This is a genomic window from Devosia sp. 67-54, assembly GCF_001899075.1.
Taxonomy (GTDB): Bacteria; Pseudomonadota; Alphaproteobacteria; order Rhizobiales; family Devosiaceae; genus Devosia_A.
In genome coordinates, this window is the sequence record NZ_MKVA01000011.1 from 706,090 (window position 1) to 726,786 (window position 20,697).

The 20,697-nt window shown below is 68.1% G+C and carries 19 protein-coding genes; 12 read left to right on the forward strand and 7 right to left on the reverse strand.

The window, feature by feature from the left end; all coding sequences use genetic code 11:
• Nucleotides 1-35: 35 nt before the first annotated feature.
• Nucleotides 36-1,250 carry an MFS transporter gene (locus tag BGO82_RS20275; protein ID WP_291307435.1) on the reverse strand — a complete coding sequence of 405 codons (1,215 nt, stop codon included), beginning with the start codon at nt 1,248-1,250 and terminating at the stop codon, nt 36-38.
• 134 nt (nt 1,251-1,384) lie between these two features.
• On the opposite strand from BGO82_RS20275, the gene BGO82_RS20280 reads away from it, so the two are divergent.
• Genes BGO82_RS20280 through BGO82_RS20290 form a run of 3 tightly spaced genes read left to right on the forward strand, consistent with a single transcriptional unit; the run spans nt 1,385 to nt 3,311 of the window.
• On the forward strand, nt 1,385-1,882 hold the full coding sequence (locus BGO82_RS20280) for a 2,4'-dihydroxyacetophenone dioxygenase family protein (RefSeq protein ID WP_291307436.1): 498 nt from the start codon (nt 1,385-1,387) through the stop codon (nt 1,880-1,882).
• A gap of 12 nt (nt 1,883-1,894) precedes the next feature.
• Nucleotides 1,895-2,608, forward strand: coding sequence for an SDR family oxidoreductase (locus tag BGO82_RS20285; protein WP_291307437.1), 714 nt, complete (start codon nt 1,895-1,897; stop codon nt 2,606-2,608).
• Complete coding sequence (locus tag BGO82_RS20290) at nt 2,598-3,311, forward strand: VIT family protein (RefSeq protein WP_291307438.1); 714 nt, start codon at nt 2,598-2,600, stop codon at nt 3,309-3,311. The genes BGO82_RS20285 and BGO82_RS20290 overlap by 11 nt, the downstream gene beginning before the upstream one ends.
• A gap of 1 nt (nt 3,312) precedes the next feature.
• Here BGO82_RS20290 and BGO82_RS20295 read toward each other — a convergent pair whose 3' ends face one another.
• Both BGO82_RS20295 and BGO82_RS20300 read right to left on the reverse strand, forming a co-directional pair.
• A complete protein-coding gene (locus tag BGO82_RS20295; RefSeq protein ID WP_291307439.1) occupies nt 3,313-4,242 on the reverse strand; it encodes an aldo/keto reductase in 930 nt (309 codons plus the stop codon).
• Between the two features lie 78 nt (nt 4,243-4,320).
• Nucleotides 4,321-4,707: a VOC family protein gene (locus BGO82_RS20300; protein ID WP_291307440.1), complete on the reverse strand. Its 387-nt coding sequence runs from the start codon at nt 4,705-4,707 to the stop codon at nt 4,321-4,323.
• A gap of 209 nt (nt 4,708-4,916) precedes the next feature.
• Between BGO82_RS20300 and BGO82_RS20305 the strand changes: the two genes are divergently transcribed.
• The 6 genes from BGO82_RS20305 (at nt 4,917) to BGO82_RS20330 (ending at nt 12,124) form a co-directional block, all read left to right on the forward strand.
• The gene (locus tag BGO82_RS20305) at nt 4,917-6,512 is read left to right on the forward strand and encodes an ABC transporter substrate-binding protein (protein ID WP_291307441.1); all 1,596 of its coding nucleotides are present in this window, start codon (nt 4,917-4,919) and stop codon (nt 6,510-6,512) included.
• 49 nt (nt 6,513-6,561) lie between these two features.
• A complete protein-coding gene (locus BGO82_RS20310) occupies nt 6,562-7,569 on the forward strand; it encodes an ABC transporter permease subunit (protein ID WP_291307442.1) in 1,008 nt (335 codons plus the stop codon).
• A 1-nt stretch (nt 7,570) separates the two neighbouring features.
• A complete protein-coding gene (locus BGO82_RS20315) occupies nt 7,571-8,476 on the forward strand; it encodes an ABC transporter permease subunit (RefSeq protein ID WP_291307443.1) in 906 nt (301 codons plus the stop codon).
• A 91-nt stretch (nt 8,477-8,567) separates the two neighbouring features.
• Nucleotides 8,568-9,404: an ABC transporter ATP-binding protein gene (locus tag BGO82_RS20320; protein WP_291307444.1), complete on the forward strand. Its 837-nt coding sequence runs from the start codon at nt 8,568-8,570 to the stop codon at nt 9,402-9,404.
• The gene (locus tag BGO82_RS20325) at nt 9,401-10,237 is read left to right on the forward strand and encodes a dipeptide ABC transporter ATP-binding protein (protein WP_291307445.1); all 837 of its coding nucleotides are present in this window, start codon (nt 9,401-9,403) and stop codon (nt 10,235-10,237) included. The genes BGO82_RS20320 and BGO82_RS20325 overlap by 4 nt, the downstream gene beginning before the upstream one ends.
• A gap of 156 nt (nt 10,238-10,393) precedes the next feature.
• Complete coding sequence (locus BGO82_RS20330; RefSeq protein ID WP_291307446.1) at nt 10,394-12,124, forward strand: EAL domain-containing protein; 1,731 nt, start codon at nt 10,394-10,396, stop codon at nt 12,122-12,124.
• Nucleotides 12,125-12,131: 7 nt separating this feature from the next.
• On the opposite strand, the gene BGO82_RS20335 is transcribed toward BGO82_RS20330, so the two are convergent.
• A complete protein-coding gene (locus BGO82_RS20335; RefSeq protein WP_291307447.1) occupies nt 12,132-12,569 on the reverse strand; it encodes a Fur family transcriptional regulator in 438 nt (145 codons plus the stop codon).
• Nucleotides 12,570-12,697: 128 nt separating this feature from the next.
• Between BGO82_RS20335 and BGO82_RS20340 the strand changes: the two genes are divergently transcribed.
• The 3 genes from BGO82_RS20340 to BGO82_RS20350 are packed head-to-tail and all read left to right on the forward strand — an operon-like array spanning nt 12,698 to nt 15,173.
• Complete coding sequence (locus BGO82_RS20340; protein WP_291307448.1) at nt 12,698-13,582, forward strand: zinc ABC transporter substrate-binding protein; 885 nt, start codon at nt 12,698-12,700, stop codon at nt 13,580-13,582.
• The gene (locus BGO82_RS20345) at nt 13,579-14,385 is read left to right on the forward strand and encodes an ABC transporter ATP-binding protein (RefSeq protein WP_291307449.1); all 807 of its coding nucleotides are present in this window, start codon (nt 13,579-13,581) and stop codon (nt 14,383-14,385) included. The genes BGO82_RS20340 and BGO82_RS20345 overlap by 4 nt, the downstream gene beginning before the upstream one ends.
• Nucleotides 14,386-14,387: 2 nt before the next feature.
• Nucleotides 14,388-15,173, forward strand: a complete 786-nt coding sequence (locus tag BGO82_RS20350) for a metal ABC transporter permease (protein WP_291307450.1) — start codon at nt 14,388-14,390, stop codon at nt 15,171-15,173.
• A gap of 7 nt (nt 15,174-15,180) precedes the next feature.
• On the opposite strand, the gene cobO is transcribed toward BGO82_RS20350, so the two are convergent.
• The 3 genes from cobO to cobW are packed head-to-tail and all read right to left on the reverse strand — an operon-like array spanning nt 15,181 to nt 20,676.
• The gene (gene cobO / locus BGO82_RS20355) at nt 15,181-15,822 is read right to left on the reverse strand and encodes a cob(I)yrinic acid a,c-diamide adenosyltransferase (RefSeq protein ID WP_291307451.1); all 642 of its coding nucleotides are present in this window, start codon (nt 15,820-15,822) and stop codon (nt 15,181-15,183) included.
• Nucleotides 15,823-15,838: 16 nt separating this feature from the next.
• Nucleotides 15,839-19,624, reverse strand: a complete 3,786-nt coding sequence (gene cobN, locus BGO82_RS20360) for a cobaltochelatase subunit CobN (protein ID WP_291307588.1) — start codon at nt 19,622-19,624, stop codon at nt 15,839-15,841.
• On the reverse strand, nt 19,624-20,676 hold the full coding sequence (gene cobW, locus BGO82_RS20365) for a cobalamin biosynthesis protein CobW (protein ID WP_291307452.1): 1,053 nt from the start codon (nt 20,674-20,676) through the stop codon (nt 19,624-19,626). Before cobW ends, cobN begins: the two co-directional genes overlap by 1 nt.
• Nucleotides 20,677-20,697 lie beyond the last annotated feature (21 nt).

The window sequence follows — 20,697 nt, forward strand, 5'->3', positions numbered from 1 at the left end:
CATGCGAAGCATGATGGAGGGGGCCGCCTATCCACCTACCTCTGGGTTTGTAGCTTCGCCTTCGAGAAATTCGGCAAGAAGATCGTCAGCAGCCCCAGGAACGGCAGGTAGCTGGTGATCCGGAACACGAAGTCGATGCCCCTGACGTCGGCCAGCGCTCCCAGCGCCGCGGCGCCGATGCCGCCGGCCCCGAAGGCCAGCCCGAAGAAGATCCCGGCGATCATGCCGATGCGCCCCGGCATCAGCTCCTGCGCGAACACCACGATGGCCGAGAACGCCGACGAGAACACGATTCCAATGATTACCGCGAGGATTGCCGTCCAGGTGAGGTCGGCATAGGGCAGCGCCAGGGTGAACGGCAGTACCCCCAGCACCGACAGCCAGATCACGAATTTGGCGCCATAGCGGTCGCCGATCGGGCCGCCGAGGAAGGTGCCCACCGCCGAGGCGGCAAGGAACAGGAACAGCATCAACTGGCTCTGCTGCACCTCCATGCCGAATTTCTGGATCAGGTAGAAGGTGTAGTAATTGCTCACCGCCGCCATGTAGATGTTCTTGGTGAAGGTCAGCAGCGTCAGCACCACCAGCGCGATCATCGTGGTGCGCATGTCGAAGGGCAGGGCGGTGCTCGCCTTCGGCTTCAGCGCCTGCGCCCGCTGGTGGTTGGAATACCAGCGGCCGACCCAGCTCAGCACCAGCATGCCGCACAGCGCCGCCAGCGCGAACCACGCCACCGAGCTCTGCCCATGCGGCAGCACCACGAACGCCGCCAGCAGCGGCCCGATCGCCTGTCCTGCATTGCCGCCCACCTGGAAGGTCGATTGCGCAAAGCCGTAGCGCCCGCCCGCCGCCAGCCGCGCCACCCGCGAGCTTTCGGGATGGAACACCGCCGAGCCGAAGCCGATCAGCGCCGAACCGGCCAGCAGCAGCGGATAGCTCTGCGCAAAGCCGAGCACGATCAGCCCCACCAGCGTCGACGCCATGCCCGCCGCGATCGAATAGGGCAGCGGCCGCTTGTCGGTATAGATGCCGATGATCGGCTGCAGCAGCGACGCCGTGCACTGGAAGGTCAGCGTCAACAGGCCGAGCTGCACGAAGTCGAGCCCGTAATTCTCCTTGAGGATCGGGTAGATCGCCGTCAGCAGCGACTGCATGATGTCGTTGATGCCGTGGCAGAGCGCCACCGCGAAGATGATGGCGAAGGTGGTGCGCTGGGCTGGGGTGGCGTGGGGCAGGGCGGTGGTCGTCACGATCGAATCTCCTGCCGCCCTCCTACTCCTCTCCGTCCGTCTTGCCGAGGCCGGCAAGCCGCCGGATCGTCCACCCCCGGGGTGCATTGCCTTGGCGATCCGCCTCGGGCACCCTTGGGCAAAGGAGTCTCGCCATGTACGACACGCTCAACGGCTCGGCCCATCCGCTGGCCGCCAGGGAAGCCCAGATCATGGCCATCCCCGAGGACGAGCGGGTCTGGGTGCCGCAGGCCGAGGGCGTCTGGTTCCGCCCGCTGCTGCTCAACACCGTGCAGGGCCAGTGGTGCAATTTGCTGCGCGTCCGCCGCGCCGGCATCCTCAGCCGGCACCTGCATCCGGCGCCGGTGCACGGCTACGTCATCAGGGGCCGCTGGCACTATCTCGAGCACGACTGGGTGGCGGAGACCGGCTCTTACGTGTTCGAGCCGCCCGGCGAGATCCACACCCTCACCGTCCCCGACGATTGCGCCGAGATGATCACCTTCTTCAATATCTCCGGCTGCATGGTCTATCTCGACGAGCAGAACCGCCAGATCGGCTTCGAGGACGTCTTCACCAAGATCGACATGTGCCGCCGGCACTACGATTCCGTCGGCCTCGGCGCCGGCTATGTCGACCAGTTCGTGCGCTAGAGGAGCAGTCCAGTGCAGATCAGCTACAAGGATAAGACGGTGCTCGTCGTCGGCGGCACCTCGGGCATCGGCGCCGGTATCGTCGAGGCTTTCGCCCAGAGCGGCGCCAGAGTCATCGCCACCGGCGCCACCGAAGCCGAAGTGCGCGCCGCGCGCGGCGATGCGCTGTTCCATGTCCTCGACGTGCGCGACAATGCGGCGGTCAAGGCCTATGTCGCCGGGCTGGCGCGGCTCGACGTCGTGGTCAATTGCGCCGGCATCATCAAGCGTGCCGAAGAATACGATCCCGAAACGTTCGACCTGTTGCTCGACGTCAACCTGTCGGGCACCATGCGCGTCTGCGTCGCGGCCCGGCCGCTGCTCAAGGCCAGCGGCGGCACGATCCTCAACATCGGCTCGATCTTCAGCTTCCTCGGCGCGCCGCATGCGCCGGGCTACGCGGCGAGCAAGGGCGGCGTGGCGCAGCTCACGCGCTCGCTCGCCGGCAATTTCGCGGCCGACGGCATCCGCGTGAACGCCCTCGCCCCCGGCTGGATCGATGCCGGCATCGCCGTCGCCGCGCTCGGCAACCCCAACACCGCGGCGCGCATCAAGCCACGCATCCCGCTCGTCCGCTACGGCACGCCCGCGGACGTCGCCAACGCCGCGCTCTTCCTGTGTTCCCCCCATGCCGCCTACATCACCGGCGCCGTGCTGCCGGTCGACGGGGGATATCTTGCCGGCTGACGCCTCCGTTTCGATCCATTCCGAGGCGCATTTCGTCCACCGCATCGGCTGGCTGCGCGCCGCCGTGCTCGGCGCCAATGACGGCATCGTCTCGGTGGCGAGCGTGCTGGTCGGCGTCGCCGCCGCCGGCTCGCCGCACGGCACCGTGGTGCTCTCGGGCCTTGCGGCGCTGGTCGCCGGCGCCATGTCGATGGCGGCGGGCGAATATGTGTCGGTGAGCTCGCAATCCGACACCGAACGCGCCGATCTTGCCCGCGAGAAGTCCGAGATCGAGACGCATTGGGACGACGAGCTCGAAGAGCTGGCGATCATCTATCAGCGCCGCGGCCTCGACCCGCAGCTCGCCCACCAGGTGGCGCGGCAGCTCATGGACGCCGACGCGCTCGGCGCGCACGCCCGCGACGAGCTGGGGATCACCGAGACCACGGCGTCCAATCCGCTGCAGGCGGCGTGGACCTCGGCCATCACCTTCACCGCCGGCGCGGCGCTGCCGCTGCTCGCGGCCTGGCTCAGCGCCGGTACCGCCACGCTCTGGGCCGTCGCCATCGTCTCGCTGCTGGTGCTGCTCGTCCTCGGCGCCCTGGGCGCCCAGACCGGCGGCGCCCCGCTGTGGAAGGGCGCCCTGCGCGTCGCCTTCTGGGGCGTGCTGGCGATGCTCGCGACCTACGTCGTCGGCGCCCTGTTCGGCACCGTGGCGGGATAGCTCAGCGGCCCGCTTCGGTGAGCTGCGCCAAATCGTCGGCATCGAGCGCCAACCGCGCTCCGTCGGTCAGCGCCTTGAGCTGCTCCACCGACGTTGCCGAGGCGATGGCGGCGCCGACGCCCGGCTGCGCCGCGATCCAGGCGATGCTGACCGCCGCCGGCGTCGCGTTCCGCCGCTTGCTCACCGCGTCGAGGGCCTGCAGGATGCGTTCGCCCTTCGGGTTGAGGTATTTGTCGACCGCCGCCTTGCCGCGCGGACTCTTGTCGGCATCGGCGACGCTGCGGTACTTGCCGGCGAGAAAACCCCGCGCCAGGCTGAAATAGCCGATCCCCGACACCTGCTCGCGCACGCAGATGTCCTGCACCGCGCCTTCGAAGCTGTCCCGGTCGTAGAGGTTGAATTCGTTCTGCACCGTCTGGTAGCGCGCGAGCCCCTTGTCGGCGGAAATGCGCAGCGCCTCGCTCAGCAGCTTCCCGTCCTGGTTCGAGCTGCCGATCCAGCGCACCTTGCCCGCCTGCACCAGCCGGTCGAAGGCCCCCAGCGTTTCCTCCTGCGGCGTCGCCGGGTCCGGCCAATGGCTCTGGTAGAGGTCGATCACATCCGTCTGCAGCCGCCGCAGCGAATTCTCCACCTCCTCGATGATCCATTTGGCGCTGAGGTCGCGATGTCCCTGGCCCATGTCCGAGCCAACCTTGGTGAACACCAGCACCTTGTCGCGGTTGCCGCGCGCCTTCATCCAATTGCCCAGGATCGTCTCCGACTTGCCCTTGCCATAGGAATCCGAGGTGTCGACCGCGGCAAAGCCCGCATCGGCATAGGCGTCGAGCACGCGGAAAGCCGCGCTCTCCTCTAGCGTCCAGCCCAGCACGTTGCAGCCGAAGATCAGCGGTTCGATGGTGAGGTCGGTGCGGCCGAGGCGGCGGGCGGTCATGGCAATCTCCAGAAAAGGCGAGTTGGGTAGTCGAACAATTACCCTAGCCGCCCCGCGGTTGCCCGCACAGGGCGCTGCTCAATCTTTCGGTTCGATCAAATCCCAGAGATTGCCGAACGGGTCCTCGAACACGGCCACGGTGCCGTAGGCCTCGTGCCGCGGCGCCTCGCGGAACCGCACGCCATGGGCCATGAAGCGGGCATGATCGGCCGCGAAATCGTCGGTCTCCATGAAAAAGCCGACGCGCCCGCCGGCCTGCCGGCCGATCGCGGCCCGCTGCGCCTCGTCCACGGCGCGGGCGAGCAGCAACCGCCCGCCGGCCGGTCCGCTCACCACCACCCAGCGCTTCCCGCCGCCCATGTCGGCGTCGGCAAGGAGCGCAAGGCCCAGCGCATCGCGGTAGAACGCGATGGCGCGGTCGTAATCGTCCACCACCAATGTCGTCATCGCCACGCGCGCGGTCATGATCTGCCTTCGGTTCGTCGGTTGACCATTTGGTCAAACACACCAATCGTTTAGCCTCTTTCCGTCATGGCACCGGACGAAAACCGCGTTCAACTGCAAGGCACTAGACGAATATTCCCGTTGCGGTTCGCCTCGAAAACCGCTTTGTTGCGCCCCAGGCTCGGGGTGGAAAGTGCCCGGAGCGCAAATAATCTTCGGGAGACATCCATATGAAATCCGCGAAAATCCTGCTGACCGCCGCGGCACTTGCCGTCGTGCTGGGCGGCAGTGCCTATGCCAAGACGCTCGTTTATTGCTCGGAAGGCTCGCCGGCCAATTTCGACCCCGGCACCACCACCGGCGGCAACGATTTCGACGCGTCCTCGCGCACCATCTATTCGCGCCTCGTCGAGTTCAAGCACGGCTCCACCGAGGTCGAGCCCGGCCTCGCCGAGAGCTGGGACATTTCGCCCGACGGCCTCACCTACACCTTCCACCTGCGCAAGGGCGTGAAGTTCCAGAGCACCGATTACTTCACCCCCACCCGCGATCTCAACGCCGATGACGTGATCTTCTCGTTCATGCGCCAGCAGGACGACAAATCGCCCTGGTTCACCTATCTGCCGAACCTGAGCTACGACTACTATGTCGGCATGGACATGCCGAAATACACCAAGGAGTGGAAGAAGGTCGACGACAACACCGTGCAGCTGGTGCTCACCGAGCCGAACGCGCCGATGCTCGCCAACCTTGCGATGGACTTCGCCTCCATCGTCTCCAAGGAATATGCCGACAAGCTGCAGGCGTCCGGCAATCTCGCCGATTTCGCCTCCAAGCCCATCGGCACCGGCCCGTTCCAGTTCGTCGACTACCAGGTGGATTCCACCATCCGCTACGCGGCCAACCCCGACTACTACAAGGGCAAGGAAAAGATCGACAATCTGATCTTCTCCATCGTCAGCAACGCCACCACCCGCCTCGAAAAGATCCGCGCCGGCGAGTGCGACGTGATGGCCTATCCCAATCCGGCCGACGTGCCCTCGATCAAGGCCGACGCCAACCTCACCACCTATGAGCAGGCCGGCCTCAACATCGGCTATATGAGCTACAACACCACGCTGCCGCCGCTCGACAAGCCCGAGGTGCGTCACGCCCTCAACATGGCCATCGACCGCGACGCGCTGATCAAGGCGCTGTTCCAGGACGCCGGCGCCACGCCCGCCAACAATCTGATCCCGCCCACCATGTGGTCGTGGAACAAGGACGTGAAGTTCGACAAATACGACCCGGATGCAGCCAAGAAGGTGCTGGCCGCCGCCGGGCTGACCAAGATCGATCTGTGGGCCGCCGCCGAAATCTCGCGTCCCTACAATCCGAGCTTCCAGCGCGCCGCCGAGCTGATCCAGGCCGACTGGGCCAAGGTCGGCGTCACCGCCAACATCATCAGCGAGGAATGGACCAAATACCGCGCCGACGGCAAGAAGAAGGACCGTTCCGGCGCCTTCCAGATCGGCTGGTCGGGCGACAATGGCGACCCGGACAATTTCTTCGCCACCCTGTTCTCCTGCTCGGCCATCGGCGTGTCCAACTATTCGAGCTGGTGCGACAAGGACTTCGAGAACGACATCCAGAAGGCCAAGACCACCTCGGATATCGCCGAGCGCACCAAATACTACCAGGATGCGCAGGTGGTGTTCGCCAAGGAGGCTCCCGCCTTCCTGCTGGCGCACTCGCAGGTCTATGTGGTGACCGACAAGAAGGTCCAGGGCTTCGTCCAGGATCCGCTCGGCATGCACCGCTTCGACGGCGTCGACGTTACCGAATAAGCGTTGCGGGCGGCGCGGGGCGTGATGCCTCGCGCCGCCTGCTTTTTTCATGCTCCGCTATATCCTCAACAAGCTGGCGTTGATCGTGCCGACCTTGATCGGCATCACCATCTGCGCCTTCGGCTTCGTGCGCCTGCTGCCGGGCGATCCCATCCTCGCGCTCGCCGGCGAGCACGGCGTCACGCCCGAGCGCTATGAGCAGCTCAAGGTGCAGTTCGGCTTCGACCGCCCCATCTGGGAGCAGTACGGCCACTACATCTGGGACGCCCTGCACGGCGATTTCGGTGTCTCCATCTCCACCCACCGGCCGGTGGTCACCGAATTCCTGGCGCTGTTCCCGGCGACGGTCGAGCTGTCGCTGTGCGCCATCATCTTCGCCATCCTGCTCGGCATCCCTGCCGGCATCTTCGCCGCCACGCGCCGCGGCACGGTGGTCGATCAGGGGCTGATGGGCACCGCGCTGGTCGGCTATTCCATGCCGATCTTCTGGTGGGGCCTGCTGCTTATCATCTTCTTTTCCGGCTATCTGCACTGGACCCCGGTCTCGGGCCGCATCGACGTGCAGTATTTCTTCAAGCCGGTGACCGGCTTCATGCTCATCGACAGCCTGCTGTCGGGGCAGAAGGGGGCGTTCCACTCGGTGGTCATGCATCTGATCCTGCCCACCATCGTGCTCGGCACCATCCCGCTCGCCGTCATCGCCCGGCAGACGCGCTCGGCCATGCTCGAGGTGATGGGCGAGGATTATGTGCGCACCGCCCGCGCCAAGGGCCTCAAGGCCCGCCGCGTCATCGGCCTGCACGCTCTGCGCAACGCGCTGATCCCGGTGGTCACCACCATCGGCCTGCAGGTCGGGGTGCTGCTCGCCGGCGCCATCCTCACCGAATCGATCTTCGCCTGGCCCGGCATCGGCAAGTGGATGGTCGATTCCATCTACAAGCGCGACTACGTCGTGGTGCAGGCGGGGCTGCTGCTCATCGCCCTCATCGTCATGGGCGTGAACCTTCTGGTCGACGTGCTCTATGCCGTCGTCAACCCACGCATCCGGGTGCAGTAAGATGACCGACACCACCGAGATCGTGCCCGTCGTCAGCACCGGCCGTTTCGCCGGCCTGCGCGAGTTCTGGCATTATTTCTCGCAAAGCCGCGGCGCCGTGCTCGGCCTCGTCGTCTTCATCCTGCTGATCCTCGTGGCGCTGTTCGCGCCCTGGATCGCGCCGCACGATCCGACCGAGCAGTACAAGCAGTTCTTCCTCGCGCCCCCCGCCTGGGACCCCGGCGGCAATCCGCAGTTCCTGCTCGGCACCGATCCGGTCGGCCGCGACATCCTCTCCCGCCTCATCCACGGCGCGCGCTTCTCGCTGCTCATCGGCGCCATGGTGGTGGTGCTGTCGGTGGTCGGCGGCATCGTGCTGGGTCTCGTCGCCGGCTATTTCCGGGGCTGGGTCGACGTCGTCATCATGCGCGTCATGGATCTGATCCTCGCCTTCCCGCCGCTGCTGCTGGCGCTGGTGCTGGTCACTGTGCTCGGCCCCGGCCTGGTCAACGCCATGCTCGCCATCGCGCTCACCCTGCAGCCCTATTTCGCCCGCCTGGTGCGCGGCTCGGTGATGGCCGAGCGCAACCGCGAATATGTCACCTCGGCCCGTCTCGCCGGCGCCGGGCATTTCCGCCTGATGCTGGTCACCATCCTGCCCAATTGCCTCGCGCCGATCATCGTGCAGGCGACGCTCAGCTTCTCCGACGCCATCCTCAACGCCGCCGCCCTCGGCTTCCTCGGGCTGGGCGCGCAGCCGCCGACGCCCGAATGGGGCACCATGCTGGCCAATGCCCGCGAATTCATCCAGCGCGCTCCCTGGGTCGTCACCTTCCCGGGCCTGTGCATCCTCGTCACCGTGCTCGCCATCAACCTCATCGGCGACGGCCTCCGCGACGCCCTCGACCCCAAGCTGAAGCGGAGCTGACACGCATGGCCCCGAAAAGTGTACGTCGGTTTTCGGACCAGGCCATGCGCAGAACAGCATCAGTGCATGCGCCTGTAAGGAGCATGCACTGATGCCGCTGCTCGATATCCGCAATCTCACCGTTTCGTTCGACACCTCGGTCGGCCTGTTCAAGGCGGTCGAGGGCATCGACCTCAGCGTCGATGCGCGCGAGGTGCTGGCCATCGTCGGCGAGTCCGGCTCGGGCAAATCGGTCGAGATGCTGGCGCTGATGGGCCTATTGCCGCCGTCGGCCACCGTCACCGCCGACCGCATGGAGTTCGACGGCAAGGACATGCTCCATATGTCGCGCGGCCAGCGGCGCCAGATCGTCGGCCGCGACATCGCCATGATCTTCCAGGAGCCGATCGCCTCGCTCAATCCGTGCTTCACCGTCGGCTTCCAGATCGAGGAGGTGCTGCGCTTCCACCTCCACATGGACCGCAAGGCGCGCCGCGCCCGCGCCATCGAGCTGCTCGAGCAGGTCGGCATCGGCGACGCCGAGCAGCGCCTCAAATCCTTCCCGCACCAGATGTCGGGCGGCCAGTGCCAGCGCGTGATGATCGCCATGGCCATCGCCTGCAATCCCAAGCTGCTGATCGCCGACGAGCCCACCACCGCGCTCGACGTGACCATCCAGAAGCAGATCCTCGACCTGCTCGTTCGCCTGCAGGCCCAGCACGGCATGGGTCTCATCATGATCACCCACAATATCGGCGTCGTCGCCGAAACCGCCGACCGGGTGATCGTGCAGTATCGCGGTCACAAGATGGAGGAGTCCGACGTGCTGACTCTCTTCACCGCGCCCAGATCCGGCTACACCCGCGCGCTGCTTTCGGCGCTGCCCGAGAACGCCACCGGCGACCGGCTGCCGACCGTCGCCGACTATCGTGCGGAGGCCGCGCCGTGACCGCCCCCGTCCTCGAGACCCGCCACGTCGTGCGCGACTACCACGTCGGCGGCGGCATGTTCGGCAAGGCGCGGGTGGTCCACGCCGTCAAGGATGCCTCGCTCAAGGTCGAGCGGGGCAAGACCCTCGCCATCGTCGGCGAATCCGGCTCGGGCAAATCCACGCTCGCCCGCATCCTCACCATGATCGACGCGCCCACCGCCGGCGAATTGCTGATCGAGGGCGAGGCCGTCGACATCCGCCGCCATGGCGTCGGCAAGGATCTGCGCCGTAAGGTGCAGATGGTGTTCCAGAACCCGTATGGCTCGCTCAATCCGCGCCAGAAGATCGGCGACGTGCTGGCCGAGCCGCTGGCCATCAACACCACCATGTCCGCCGCCGAGCGGCGCGAGCGCGCCCAGCAGATGCTGCGCAAGGTCGGGCTCGGTCCCGAGCACTTCAACCGCTATCCGCACATGTTCTCGGGCGGCCAGCGCCAGCGCATCGCCATCGCCCGCGCATTGATGCTCAACCCCTCGCTGCTGGTCCTCGATGAGCCGGTGTCGGCGCTCGACCTGTCGGTACAGGCGCAGATCCTCAATCTGCTCGCCGACCTGCAGGACGAGTTCCAGCTCACCTACGTCTTCATCAGCCACGACCTATCGGTGGTGCGCTACATCGCCGACGACGTGATGGTGATGTATCTGGGCGACGTGATGGAGCAGGGGACGCGCGAGGAGGTGTTCGCCAATCCGCAGCACCCCTACACCCGCCAGCTCTTCGCCGCGACGCCGCGCGCCGACGTCGATCACATCAGGGCGCGCCTCGCCAAGCGCGCCGCCGTGCCGGCCTGACAGCCTAATTCATTGCCGCGCATCGCAATTTCCTGCTTAGCCGGAAATTAAGTGCGGCCGTTTACCATTTTCGCGACGTCAACACCGGGACGGAGCGACTTGGCAAAGGCGCCGGAGACCACCGCAACCGCAGCTTCCGCCGGGCCGGCGCCCGCTTTGGTCTTGCCCTTCGGGGCACGGCCGCTGCGCACCTTCGGGCTCGTCGTCGCCCTGCCGGTGTTCCTGCTCTACGTGATGAGCGTGGCGCTGGTCATTGCTGCCCTCGCCATCATGGCCGGCGAGATGGATCGGCTCGAGATGCAGCGCAGCCTCACCTCCATGCATGCGGCGCTCGGCTCGGTGCTCAACGATCTGAGCAGCGCGGTCGCCGACGAGGGCACCTGGGACGAGGCCTACCTCAACGTCGTGGTCAAGCCCGACCCGGCCTGGCTCGACAGCACATGGGGCGCCACCGCGCGGCTCGGCCAGAGCTACGACAGCGTCTTCGTCACCGACCAGGCCGGCGCCATCGTCTTCGGCCAGAACGCCTCCGGTCCGGTGAGCGGCAACATCGCCACGCACATCCCGGCGGCGCCCACCATGCTCGCCAACCTCGACAAGGGCATTGCCGCCACCGGCGACGCCACCACGGTCAGCAGTTTCGCCGCCGATCCCGAAGGCAGTATCGGCCTGGCCGCCATCAGCATCCACAAATCCTCGCCCGGCCAGCTCGCGGTGCCGCGCGAGGCCCGCCGCATCCTGTGGATCGCGCGCCATCTGACGCCCGGCGTGCTGCAGGACATCGCCGTCCGCTACCAGAGCCCGCTTGCCGCGCTCGACGCCACGCCCGCCCCCGACATGTCGACGCTGGCCATCAGCGATGCCGACGGCAAGCCGGTGGGGACGCTGGCCTGGACCGCCGACCGTCCGGGCGAGATCGCCTTCAATCACGCCGTCCTCGTCGCCACCGGGGTGTTCTTCGCCATCGGCGTCATCCTCGCGCTGTGCCTCGCCGCCATCCGGCGTGCTTTGGTCCGCCGCGCCGAGGAGGTGACGGCGGCGCAGATGGCGGCCGTCGAGACTGCCGCGAGCTCCGCCGTGGTCGCCGGTGCCGCGGCGGCCGTGGCGATCGACGCGGCGGTCGACCTGCCGCTCGGCCTGATCAGCGGCGTCAGCGCCGCCGATTTCGTCATCGAGTATCAGCCCATTCTCGATCTGCGCTCGGAGGCCCTGGTCGGCGCCGAAGCCCTGCTGCGCTGGACCGCGCCGGACGGCACCGTCCTCCCCCAGGAATCGTTGCCGCCGCGGGAGCGCGCCCGCCTGCTGGACCGCGCCGGCATCATCGCGCTGCGGCGTGTCGCCGGCGAGATCGCGCCGCTGCTCGGCGTCAATTTGACCCTCACCGTCACGCCCGAACAGCTACAGAGCAGCGTCTACGCGGAAAAGGTCTTCGGCACCCTCGGCGCCACCAATTTCCCGGCGGCGCGCCTCACCCTGGCGGTCGATGCGCCGCTGCTGCCCGCGCTCGCCGACATTGCGCCGTCGATCGCCGAGCTGCACCGCTTCGGGGTCACGATCGCGCTCGCCGAATTCTCCATCGATCCGGCCACGGCCGCCTATCTCGATGCCGGTCTCGTCGATCGCGTGCGCCTCGCCACGGCGCTCACCGGCCGGAGCGATGGCGGCGCCGCGCATGAGGCGCTGCTGGCCGCCACGGTCGATGCGGCGCGCACCGCCGGCGTCGCCGTCACGGTGCCCGGCATCGACCGGCGCGAACAGGCCGCCAAGCTGCTGCGCCTCGGCTGCCGCGAATTCCAGGGCGAGCTGCTGGCCCGGCCGCTGCCGCTCGCCGCCTTCACGCAATTGGCGCTGGCCCCGGCCAGGCCGGCGGCGCGCAAGGCCGGGTAGGCCAGGCTCAGGGGCCTCGGCTCGCGCTGCACTCCTTGCAGAGGCCGCGAATCTCGATCGTCATCCGCGCGGGCACGAAACCCGATGCCTTGCTCCAGCTCCTGAGCTTGCTGTCGATCGCCGGCTCGGCGAATTCCTCGACCTTGCCGCATCTGTCGCAGATGGCGAACGCCGTGCTGCCGCCGTCGCCGTGGCAATGTGCATCGGCGCAGCACACGAACGCATTGAGCGATTCCAGCCGGTGCGCCAGCCCGCGCTCGGTCAGCTTGTCGAGCGCCCGATAGACCTGCAGCGGCGCCCTCAGGCCCTCGTCGCGCAGCCGGTCGAGGATGTCGTAGGCCGACAGCGGCGCCGTCGCATGCGCCAGCGTGCCCAGCACCAGCTCCTGGTTGCGCGTCAAATCGTCGGCCCAGACGTGGTCGTGTCCTGCATGCGAGTCTGCCATCCGCAAAATCTAGTTCGTCTCCCTGGCCGGCGCCACCCCGGCGCTGTTGACAGCCCCGCTTCGGACTGTCTAGACGTAATGTTATAACGTCTTGATCCGTGTTTGACCAGATGGCAAAGGAGCCTCCCATGCGTCGCCTTTTCGAAATCCTGTCGGCCGCCACCGTCGTGCTTCTGGCTGCGGCATCCGTCCAGCCGGCCGTGGCCGCCGACACGCTCCGGATCGTTGCGGCCGAGAATTTCTACGGTGACCTCGCGGCGCAGATCGGCGGCAGCCACGTGGCCGTCACCAGCATCATGGCCAACCCCGACGACGACCCGCATCTGTTCGAATCGAGCCCGTCGACCGCCCGCAGCCTCGCGACCGCCGACATCGTCCTCTACAACGGCGCCGACTACGACCCGTGGATGGACAAGCTGCTGTCCGCAGCCGCCGCGCCCGGCCGCACCACGCTCGTCGCCGCCGACCTCGTCGGCAGAAAGAGCGGCGACAACCCGCATCTCTGGTACGATCCGGCCACGTTCCCGGCGGTGGCCGCGGCGCTGGCGGCCGAGCTCGCCAAGCGCGATCCTGCCGATGCCGCCGAGTTCAGTGCCAATCTCGAGACGTTCAACCAGGACTTTGCCACGGCGACGGCCGGCATCGCTGCCATCAAGGCGGCGCATGCCGGCGTCAAGGTGACGGCCACCGAACCGGTCTTCGGCTACATGGCGGCGGCGATGGGCCTCGACATGCTCAACCAGCGCTTCCAGCTCGCGGTGATGAACGAGACCGAGCCGAGCGCCAGCGACGTCGCCGCCTTCGAGGACTCGCTCAAATCCGGCACGGCCAAAATCCTGTTCTACAACAGCCAGGTGACCGACGAGACCACCACCCGCCTGCTCGCTCTCGCCAACGCGGCCAAGGTGCCGGTGATCGGCGTCACCGAAACCGAGCCGGGGGGACAGACCATCCAGAGCTGGTTCGCCGGCCAGATCGCGGCGGTGGCCGCGGCCCTCGGAGGGACCTCGTGAGCGCCATCGCCTTCGATGGGGTGAGCATCACGCTCGGCGACCGCGCCGTGCTCGCCGACGTGTCGCTGGCCATTGCGCCCGGCGAGTTCGTCGGCGTGCTCGGGCCCAATGGCGCCGGCAAGACCACGATGATGCGCGCTATCCTCGGGCTCACGCCCGTCTCCGGCGGCCGCATCGAGGTGCTCGGCGCGCCGCCGCGCCGCGGCAATCCGGCCATCGGCTACGTCCCGCAATTCCGCCGCACGCCGCTGCCGCCCGGCATCACCGGCGAGGAACTGCTGCTCAGCGCCCATCGCGGCGAACGCTGGGGCTTTCCGCTGGCCTCGGCGAGCGATCGCACGGCGGTGGCCGAGGCGCTGGCCCGCGTCGGCGCCGCCGATCTCGCCCGCCGGTCCGTCGCCCAGCTTTCGGGCGGCGAGCGCCAGCGCCTGTTCATTGCCCAGGCGGTGGTCGGCCGGCCGCAATTGCTGCTGCTCGACGAGCCGCTGATCAGCCTCGACCCGGCGCGACAGCGCGCCATCGTCGAGCTGGTGCGGGGCCTCAGCCGCGAGTTGGGCGTCGCCGTGCTGTTTTCCGCGCACGAGGTCAATCCGCTGCTCGGCGCTATCGACAAGGTGCTGTATCTGGGCGGCGGCCGCGCCGCCATCGGCACCGTCGACCAGGTGGTCAACGACAAGGTGCTGACCGCCCTCTACCGCACGCCGGTGCGCGTCATCCGCGCCGACGGCCACGTCTTCGTGCACTCCGAAGCCGGCGCGCTCGACGGTCACGACCCGCACGACCACCACGAGCACGCGCACTGACCATGGACATCTTCGCCTACGAGTTCATGCGCAACGCCTTCGCCGCCTCCACCATCGTCGCGGTGGTCGCCGGCGCCATCGGCTATTTCCTGGTGCTGCGCGGCGAGACCTTCGCCGGCCACGCGCTGTCGCATGTCGGCTTCGCCGGCGCCACCGGCGCGGTACTGCTCGGCCTGTCGCCGTTTGTCGGCCTCACCGCCTTTACGCTGCTTGCCGGCCTCGGCATCTCCGTCGTCGGACAGCGCGCCAACCGCGACGTCGCCATCGGCATCGTGCTGACCCTGTCGCTCGGGCTCGGCCTGCTGTTCCTGCATTTTTACACTGCCTATGCCGGCATGGCGACCAGCCTGCTGTTCGGCAACGTGCTGGGCATCGGCCAGCAGACGGTGTGGCTGCTGCTCGGCATGGCCGCGGTGACGCTGGCCGGCCTCGCGCTCATCAGCCGCCCGCTGCTGTTCGCCAGCCTGCAGCCCGAGCTGGCCGAAGCGCGCGGCGTGCCGCTGCGGCGCCTGTCGGCGCTGTTCATGCTGATCGTCGCGCTGGCGACCGCCCAGGCCATCCAGATCGTTGGCGTGCTGCTGGTCTTTGCCTTGATGGTGGCGCCCGCCGCTGCCGCGCTGCGTCTCACCCGCCGCTTCCTCAGCGGCTTCCTGCTCGCCATCGGCCTTGCCGTCGGCATCGCCTGGCTCAGCCTGCTGCTCGCCTATGTCACCGACTGGCCCACCAGCTTCTGGATCACCGGCCTGGGCGGTCTCGCCTACGCCCTCAGCCACCTGCGGCGGCTGTGAGCATCGCCTAGAACTCGATTCCGGCCTGTGCCTTCACCCCCGAACGGAACGGGTGCTTGATCTCGGTCATCTCCGTCACCAGGTCGGCGATCTCGATCAGCTCCTCGCGTGCATTGCGGCCGGTGACGATCACGTGCAGGTCGCGCGGCTTGTTGCGCAGCACCTCCAGCACCTCCTCGAGCGGCAGATATTCATAGCGCAGCACGATGTTGAGCTCGTCGAGCAGCACCATCTTGTAGCCCGGATCGGCAATCATCTGCTTGGCCATCTCCCACGCCGCCCGCGCCGCCGCGATGTCGCGCTGGCGGTCCTGCGTGTCCCAGGTGAAGCCCTCGCCCATGGCCTTGATCGTCACCTGCTCGGGATAATTCTCGAGGATGTCGCGCTCGCCCGTGCCCCAGGCGCCCTTGACGAACTGCACCACGCCCACCTTGAAGCCGTGCCCGATGGCGCGGAACACCATGCCGAACGCCGCCGTCGACTTGCCCTTGCCCTTGCCGGTATGCACGATCAAGAGGCCGCGTTCCTCGGTCTTGGTGGCGAGCATGCGGGTGCGCGCCTCCTTCTTCTTGCGCATCTTTTCGGCGTGATACGCGTCGCGCTCCGCCTCGCTCATCAGGTCGGTCTTCTTGGGCTGCCTGTCGCTCATCACATCCTCCAAACTCTCAGTCGTTCCGCGTGGCAGCCGGGTGAGGGGCCGTGAGATACTGGAACGCCGAATTGCTCCGCGGCACCCAATAGCCGCGCCGCCGCGCCTCGTTGAATTTGTCGATCAGCTCGTCATAGCCGAAGCGGTTGTTGGCGATGAGGAAGGCCCGAATCGCCTCGTCCTCGACGAACGCCTCGAACGCCAGGTCGAAATGGTGCGTCTTGACCGCGCCCGTGGTCGCCGCGAAGGCAAACATGTAGTCCACCGTGGCGATGATCTCGAAGGCGCCCTTGTAGCCGTGCCGCTTCACCCCGGCGATCCATTTGGGGTTGACCACGCGGCCGCGCATCACGCGCGAGATTTCTTCCTCGAGCGTGCGCGCCACCGGCCGCTCCGGCCGCGAATGGTCGTTGTGGTAGGCGAGGGGGCGCCGCCCCGTCAGGCTCTCGGCGGTCGCCACCAGCCCGCCCTCGAACTGGTAGTAGTCGTCGCTGTCGAGCAGATCGTGCTCGCGATTGTCCTGGTTGTGCACCACCGCCTCGATGTCGCCCAGCCGCGCCGCAAAGCGCGCCAGCTCCGGCGTGCCGGCGGCATGCGCGCCATAGGCGTACTGCCCCCAATTGAGGAAGGCGCGCCCGAGGTCGGCCTTGCTCTCCCACATGCCGGAGTCGATCAGCGCCTGCAGCCCCGCGCCATACGCGCCGGGCTTGCTGCCGAACACCCGGTGCCCCGCCGCCAGCGCCGCTTCGGCTTCGCTCCTGCCCTCGCGCATCAGCTCCAGCGCGTCCGAGCGCATGCGCGCCGCGATCGGATTGTCGCCCGCCGGCTCGTCCAGTGCGCCGATGGCGCGGATGGCCTTGTCGAACAGCCCGATCTGCTGCGGGAACGCGTCGCGGAACAGCCCGGAGATGCGCAGCGTCACGTCCACCCGCGGCCGGCCGAGCCTGGCCAGCGGCACGATCTCGTAGCCCGAGGGCCTGAGTGAGGAGGGGTCCCACACCGGCTTCGCGCCGATGAAGGCTAGCGCCTGCGCGATGTCGTCGCCGCCGGTCCGCATGTTCGACGTGCCCCAGACGCTCAGCGCCAGCGATCGCAGCGCCACGCCGTGATCCTGGAAATGCCGCGCCAGCACCGCCTCGGCCGATTTGCGCCCCAGCTCCCACGCCGTCGGCGTCGGGATGGCGCGGTTGTCGACCGAATAGAAATTGCGCCCTGTTGGCAGCACGTCGAGCCGCCCGCGCGACGGCGCCCCGCTCGGCCCCGGCCTGACGAATTTGCCGTCGAGCCCGTCAAGCAGCGCCGCGACCTCCGCCGGCCCCGACGCCCGGAGCCGTGGCCGCATCACCGTCTCGACCGCCGCCAGCACCGCCGCCGACGCCGGACCCGGGGCAGGGGCGGCTCCCTCGATCATTGCCGCCGCCAACTCCTCCAGCCGCTCCACCACATCGCCGATGCTGCGCAGGCGGCCCCCACCCCCTTGCGGGGAGGGGCTGGGGGTGGGGGCCACATCCACCGGCCCAAAGTCCGGCCCCGTCCACTCATCCCCCAGCCCCGCCGTCAGCGGATCAACCCCGAGCTTCAGATCGTCCGCCAGCGCCCGGATCAGCGACTGATCCGGCGCGCGCTCCCCGCGCGGCACCCGCGCCAGCGCCGCCAGCAGGTCGCGCTCCAGCCGCCCCGCCGGCGATTGCCCGAACACATGCAGCCCGTCGCGGATCTGCGCTTCCTTCAGATCGCAGAGGAAGGTGTCGATCGCCTTCAACGCCTCGCTCTCGTCGTCCGGCAGGCCGATGTCGCGGTCGAGCCGCGCATCGCGCGTGAAGTCGAGAATGCGCCGCCTGAGGTGTGAGAGCCGCCGCCGGTCCATGCCGCTCGCCGCGTAATATTCGTCGAGCAGCGCTTCGAGATCCTTCAGCGGTCCGTAGGTCTCGGCCCGCGTCAGCGGCGGCACCAGATGGTCGATGATCACCGCGCCCGTCCGCCGCTTCGCCTGCGTGCCCTCGCCGGGGTCGTTGACGATGAACGGATAAAGATGCGGCAGCTCGCCCCACAGCAGCCCCGGATAGGAGGTCGCATCGAGCGCCGTCGCCTTGCCCGGCAGCCATTCCAGCGAGCCGTGCTTGCCGTTGTGGATCAGCGCCTCGGCGCCGAATTCGTGCTTCAGCCACAGATACGACGCCACATAGGCATGCGGCGGCGCCAGATCCGGATCGTGATACGCTGCTGCGTCGTCGCGATCGTAGCCACGCGCCGGCTGCAGCAGCACCGCCACATGCCCGAAGCGAACCGCCGGCAGATGGAACGCCGCTCCACGCACGAACGGATCGGCTTCCGCTTCGCCCCAGCGCGCCGTCACCGCTCGCTGCACCGTCTCCGGCAGGCCTGCAAACAGCTCGCGATAGCGCGTGAGCGAAAACGGCATGCCGCCCTTGCGCTCGGGATGCGCATTGGTCGGCCCCTGCTGCAACCGCTCGATCAGCGCATTGCCGTCCGCCGGCACACCCGCGAGCGCATAGCCCGCCGTCTCCAGCGCCCGCAAAATCTCTACCGTCGAGGCCGGTGCGTCATAGCCCACGCCATTGGCCAGCCGCCCGTCGCGGATCGGATAATTGGCGAGCACCATCGCCACCCTGCGCTCACCGCGCGGCGTCGCGCGCAACTTCACCCAGTTCGCCGCCAGCGACACCGCACGCCGCACCCCGTCGGCATCCGGCGCGTAGCTCGACAGCGGGCATTGCGTGCGCGCATGCCACACCGCCTCGGCCTTGTGCCCGACGATCAGCCCGCCGATCCGCCCGTCGAGTTCGGGCAGCACGATCTGCATCGCCAGATCCTTGGCGCTCAGCCCCTGGCTGTCGGCCGCCCATTGCACCTGCGGCCGCCCGCCCTGCACCAGCTGGATCACCGGCGCATCGGTTTCGGCGAAGGGGTTGAGCTTGTCCTCGATCCCGTCGAGCCCCAGCGCAAACCCGGTGAGATTGAGGATCGCCTGCGGCTGGTGCGCCGCGAACGCCGCCTTGACGAAGCGCACGCAGGCCGCTTCCTTCAGCGTCGAGATCATCAGCGGCAGCGGCGCGAGCCCCTGCCGTGCGATCTCGTGATACAGCGCCTCCAGCGTCGCCGTCCCCGCCCCCTCCAGCGCCGCGCGGTAGAACAGCAGCGGCACCGCCGGGCGCTCGCTCGCCGACAGCTCGAACGTCACCCCAGTCTCAGGCGTCCAATACCCGAAGCGCGGAAACGGCCTGATCTCGCCATCAGCGCCGGCCGGCTCCCCTCCCCCTTGCGGGGAGGGGCCGGGGGTGGGGGCGACAAGCTCCGTCCCTGCCGCCATCTCGCGCATCAGCCGCAACATCGCGTCGGCATTCTCCGGTCCGCCCGCCGTGAACAGCGCATGCAGCCGCGTCCACAGCTCCGGCGCCACGGTAGAACGCGATTGCAATATCGGGTCCGGCGTCGCATCTCCCGGCAGCAGCGCCAGCTTGAACTGTCCCGCCGCCGCCAGCGCCGTGAGCTGGTCCACGCCGTACGGCCAATAGGCCGGCCCGCCCAGCAGCCGCACCACCACCATTTTGGCGTGCGACACCGTCTTTTCGATCCACAGATCGACCGACAGATTGTGGCTCAGCCGCAGCAGATTGGCACAGCGCAGCTCGTCCGTCGCAGCCCGGTCCGCCGCCCCCGCCAGCAGCGCCAGCTCGCTGTCCGCCGCCGAGGCGAACACCAGCGGCGCCGGCGATTGCCCGAGGTCGATCGCCTCGCCGTCCTGCTGCAGCGCCCCAGCCTGCGCCGAGAGCAGGTGCATCACGCCGGAACGCGGCTCGCGCGCTCCAGGCTCTGCCGGATGGCGTCGTGGTCGAGCGGCGATTCGCCGATCACCACCAGCGCCGTCTCACGGGCCTCGCCGGGCTTCCACGGCCGGTCGAACCACGCATTGACGCGCGGCCCCACCGCCTGGATGGCGAGTCGCGCCTCGCTGCCCGGCAGCGCCGCCCAGCCCTTGAGCCGCAGCACGTCGTGCGTGCGGATGGTTTCCTCGATCACCGCCAGCAGTTCGTCGCGGCTCGCCACCCCCGGCAGTGTCACCGCGAAGGAATCGAAATCGTCGTGCTCGTGCCCTTCGCCACCATGCTCGAGCTCATGCGCGCTGTCGCGGCCCTCGAGATGGTCCTCGCTGCCGATCCCCATGCCCAGCAGCGCGCCGATATCGACATGCCCGTTCCTGGCCCGGATCACGCCGGTGCCCGGCCGGATTTCGGCGCCGAGACGCGCCTCGACATCGCCCAGCGCATCCTCGCCCACGAGGTCGGTCTTGTTGACCACCACGAGGTCGGCGGCGACCAGCTGGTCCTTGAACAATTCACCCAGCGGCGTTGCATGGTCGAGCATCTGGTCGGCGGCGCGCTGCTTGGCCACCGCCTGCTCGTCGGCGGCGAAGCGGCCCTCGCTCAGCGCCGCCGCGTCCACCACCGTCACCACCCCGTCCACCGTCACCTGCGACTTGATCTCGGGCCAGTTGAAGGCGCGGATCAGCGGCTGCGGCAGCGCCAGCCCGCTGGTTTCGATGACGATGTGGTCGGGCTTGTCGTCGCGCTCGAGCAGCGTCTCCATCGTCGGGATGAAGTCCTCGGCCACGGTGCAGCAGATGCAGCCGTTCGAAAGCTCGATCATGTCCTCCTCGCGGCAATTGTCGTGCCCGCCCGCCGCGATCACCTCGCGGTCGACGCCCAATTCGCCGAATTCGTTGATGATCAGCGCGATGCGCTTGCCCTTGGCGTGGCCGAGCAGGTGCTTGACCAGCGTGGTCTTGCCCGCGCCCAGAAAGCCTGTGATCACCGTCACCGGGATCTTGTTCATGTGACACCCTCCGTGCGCACG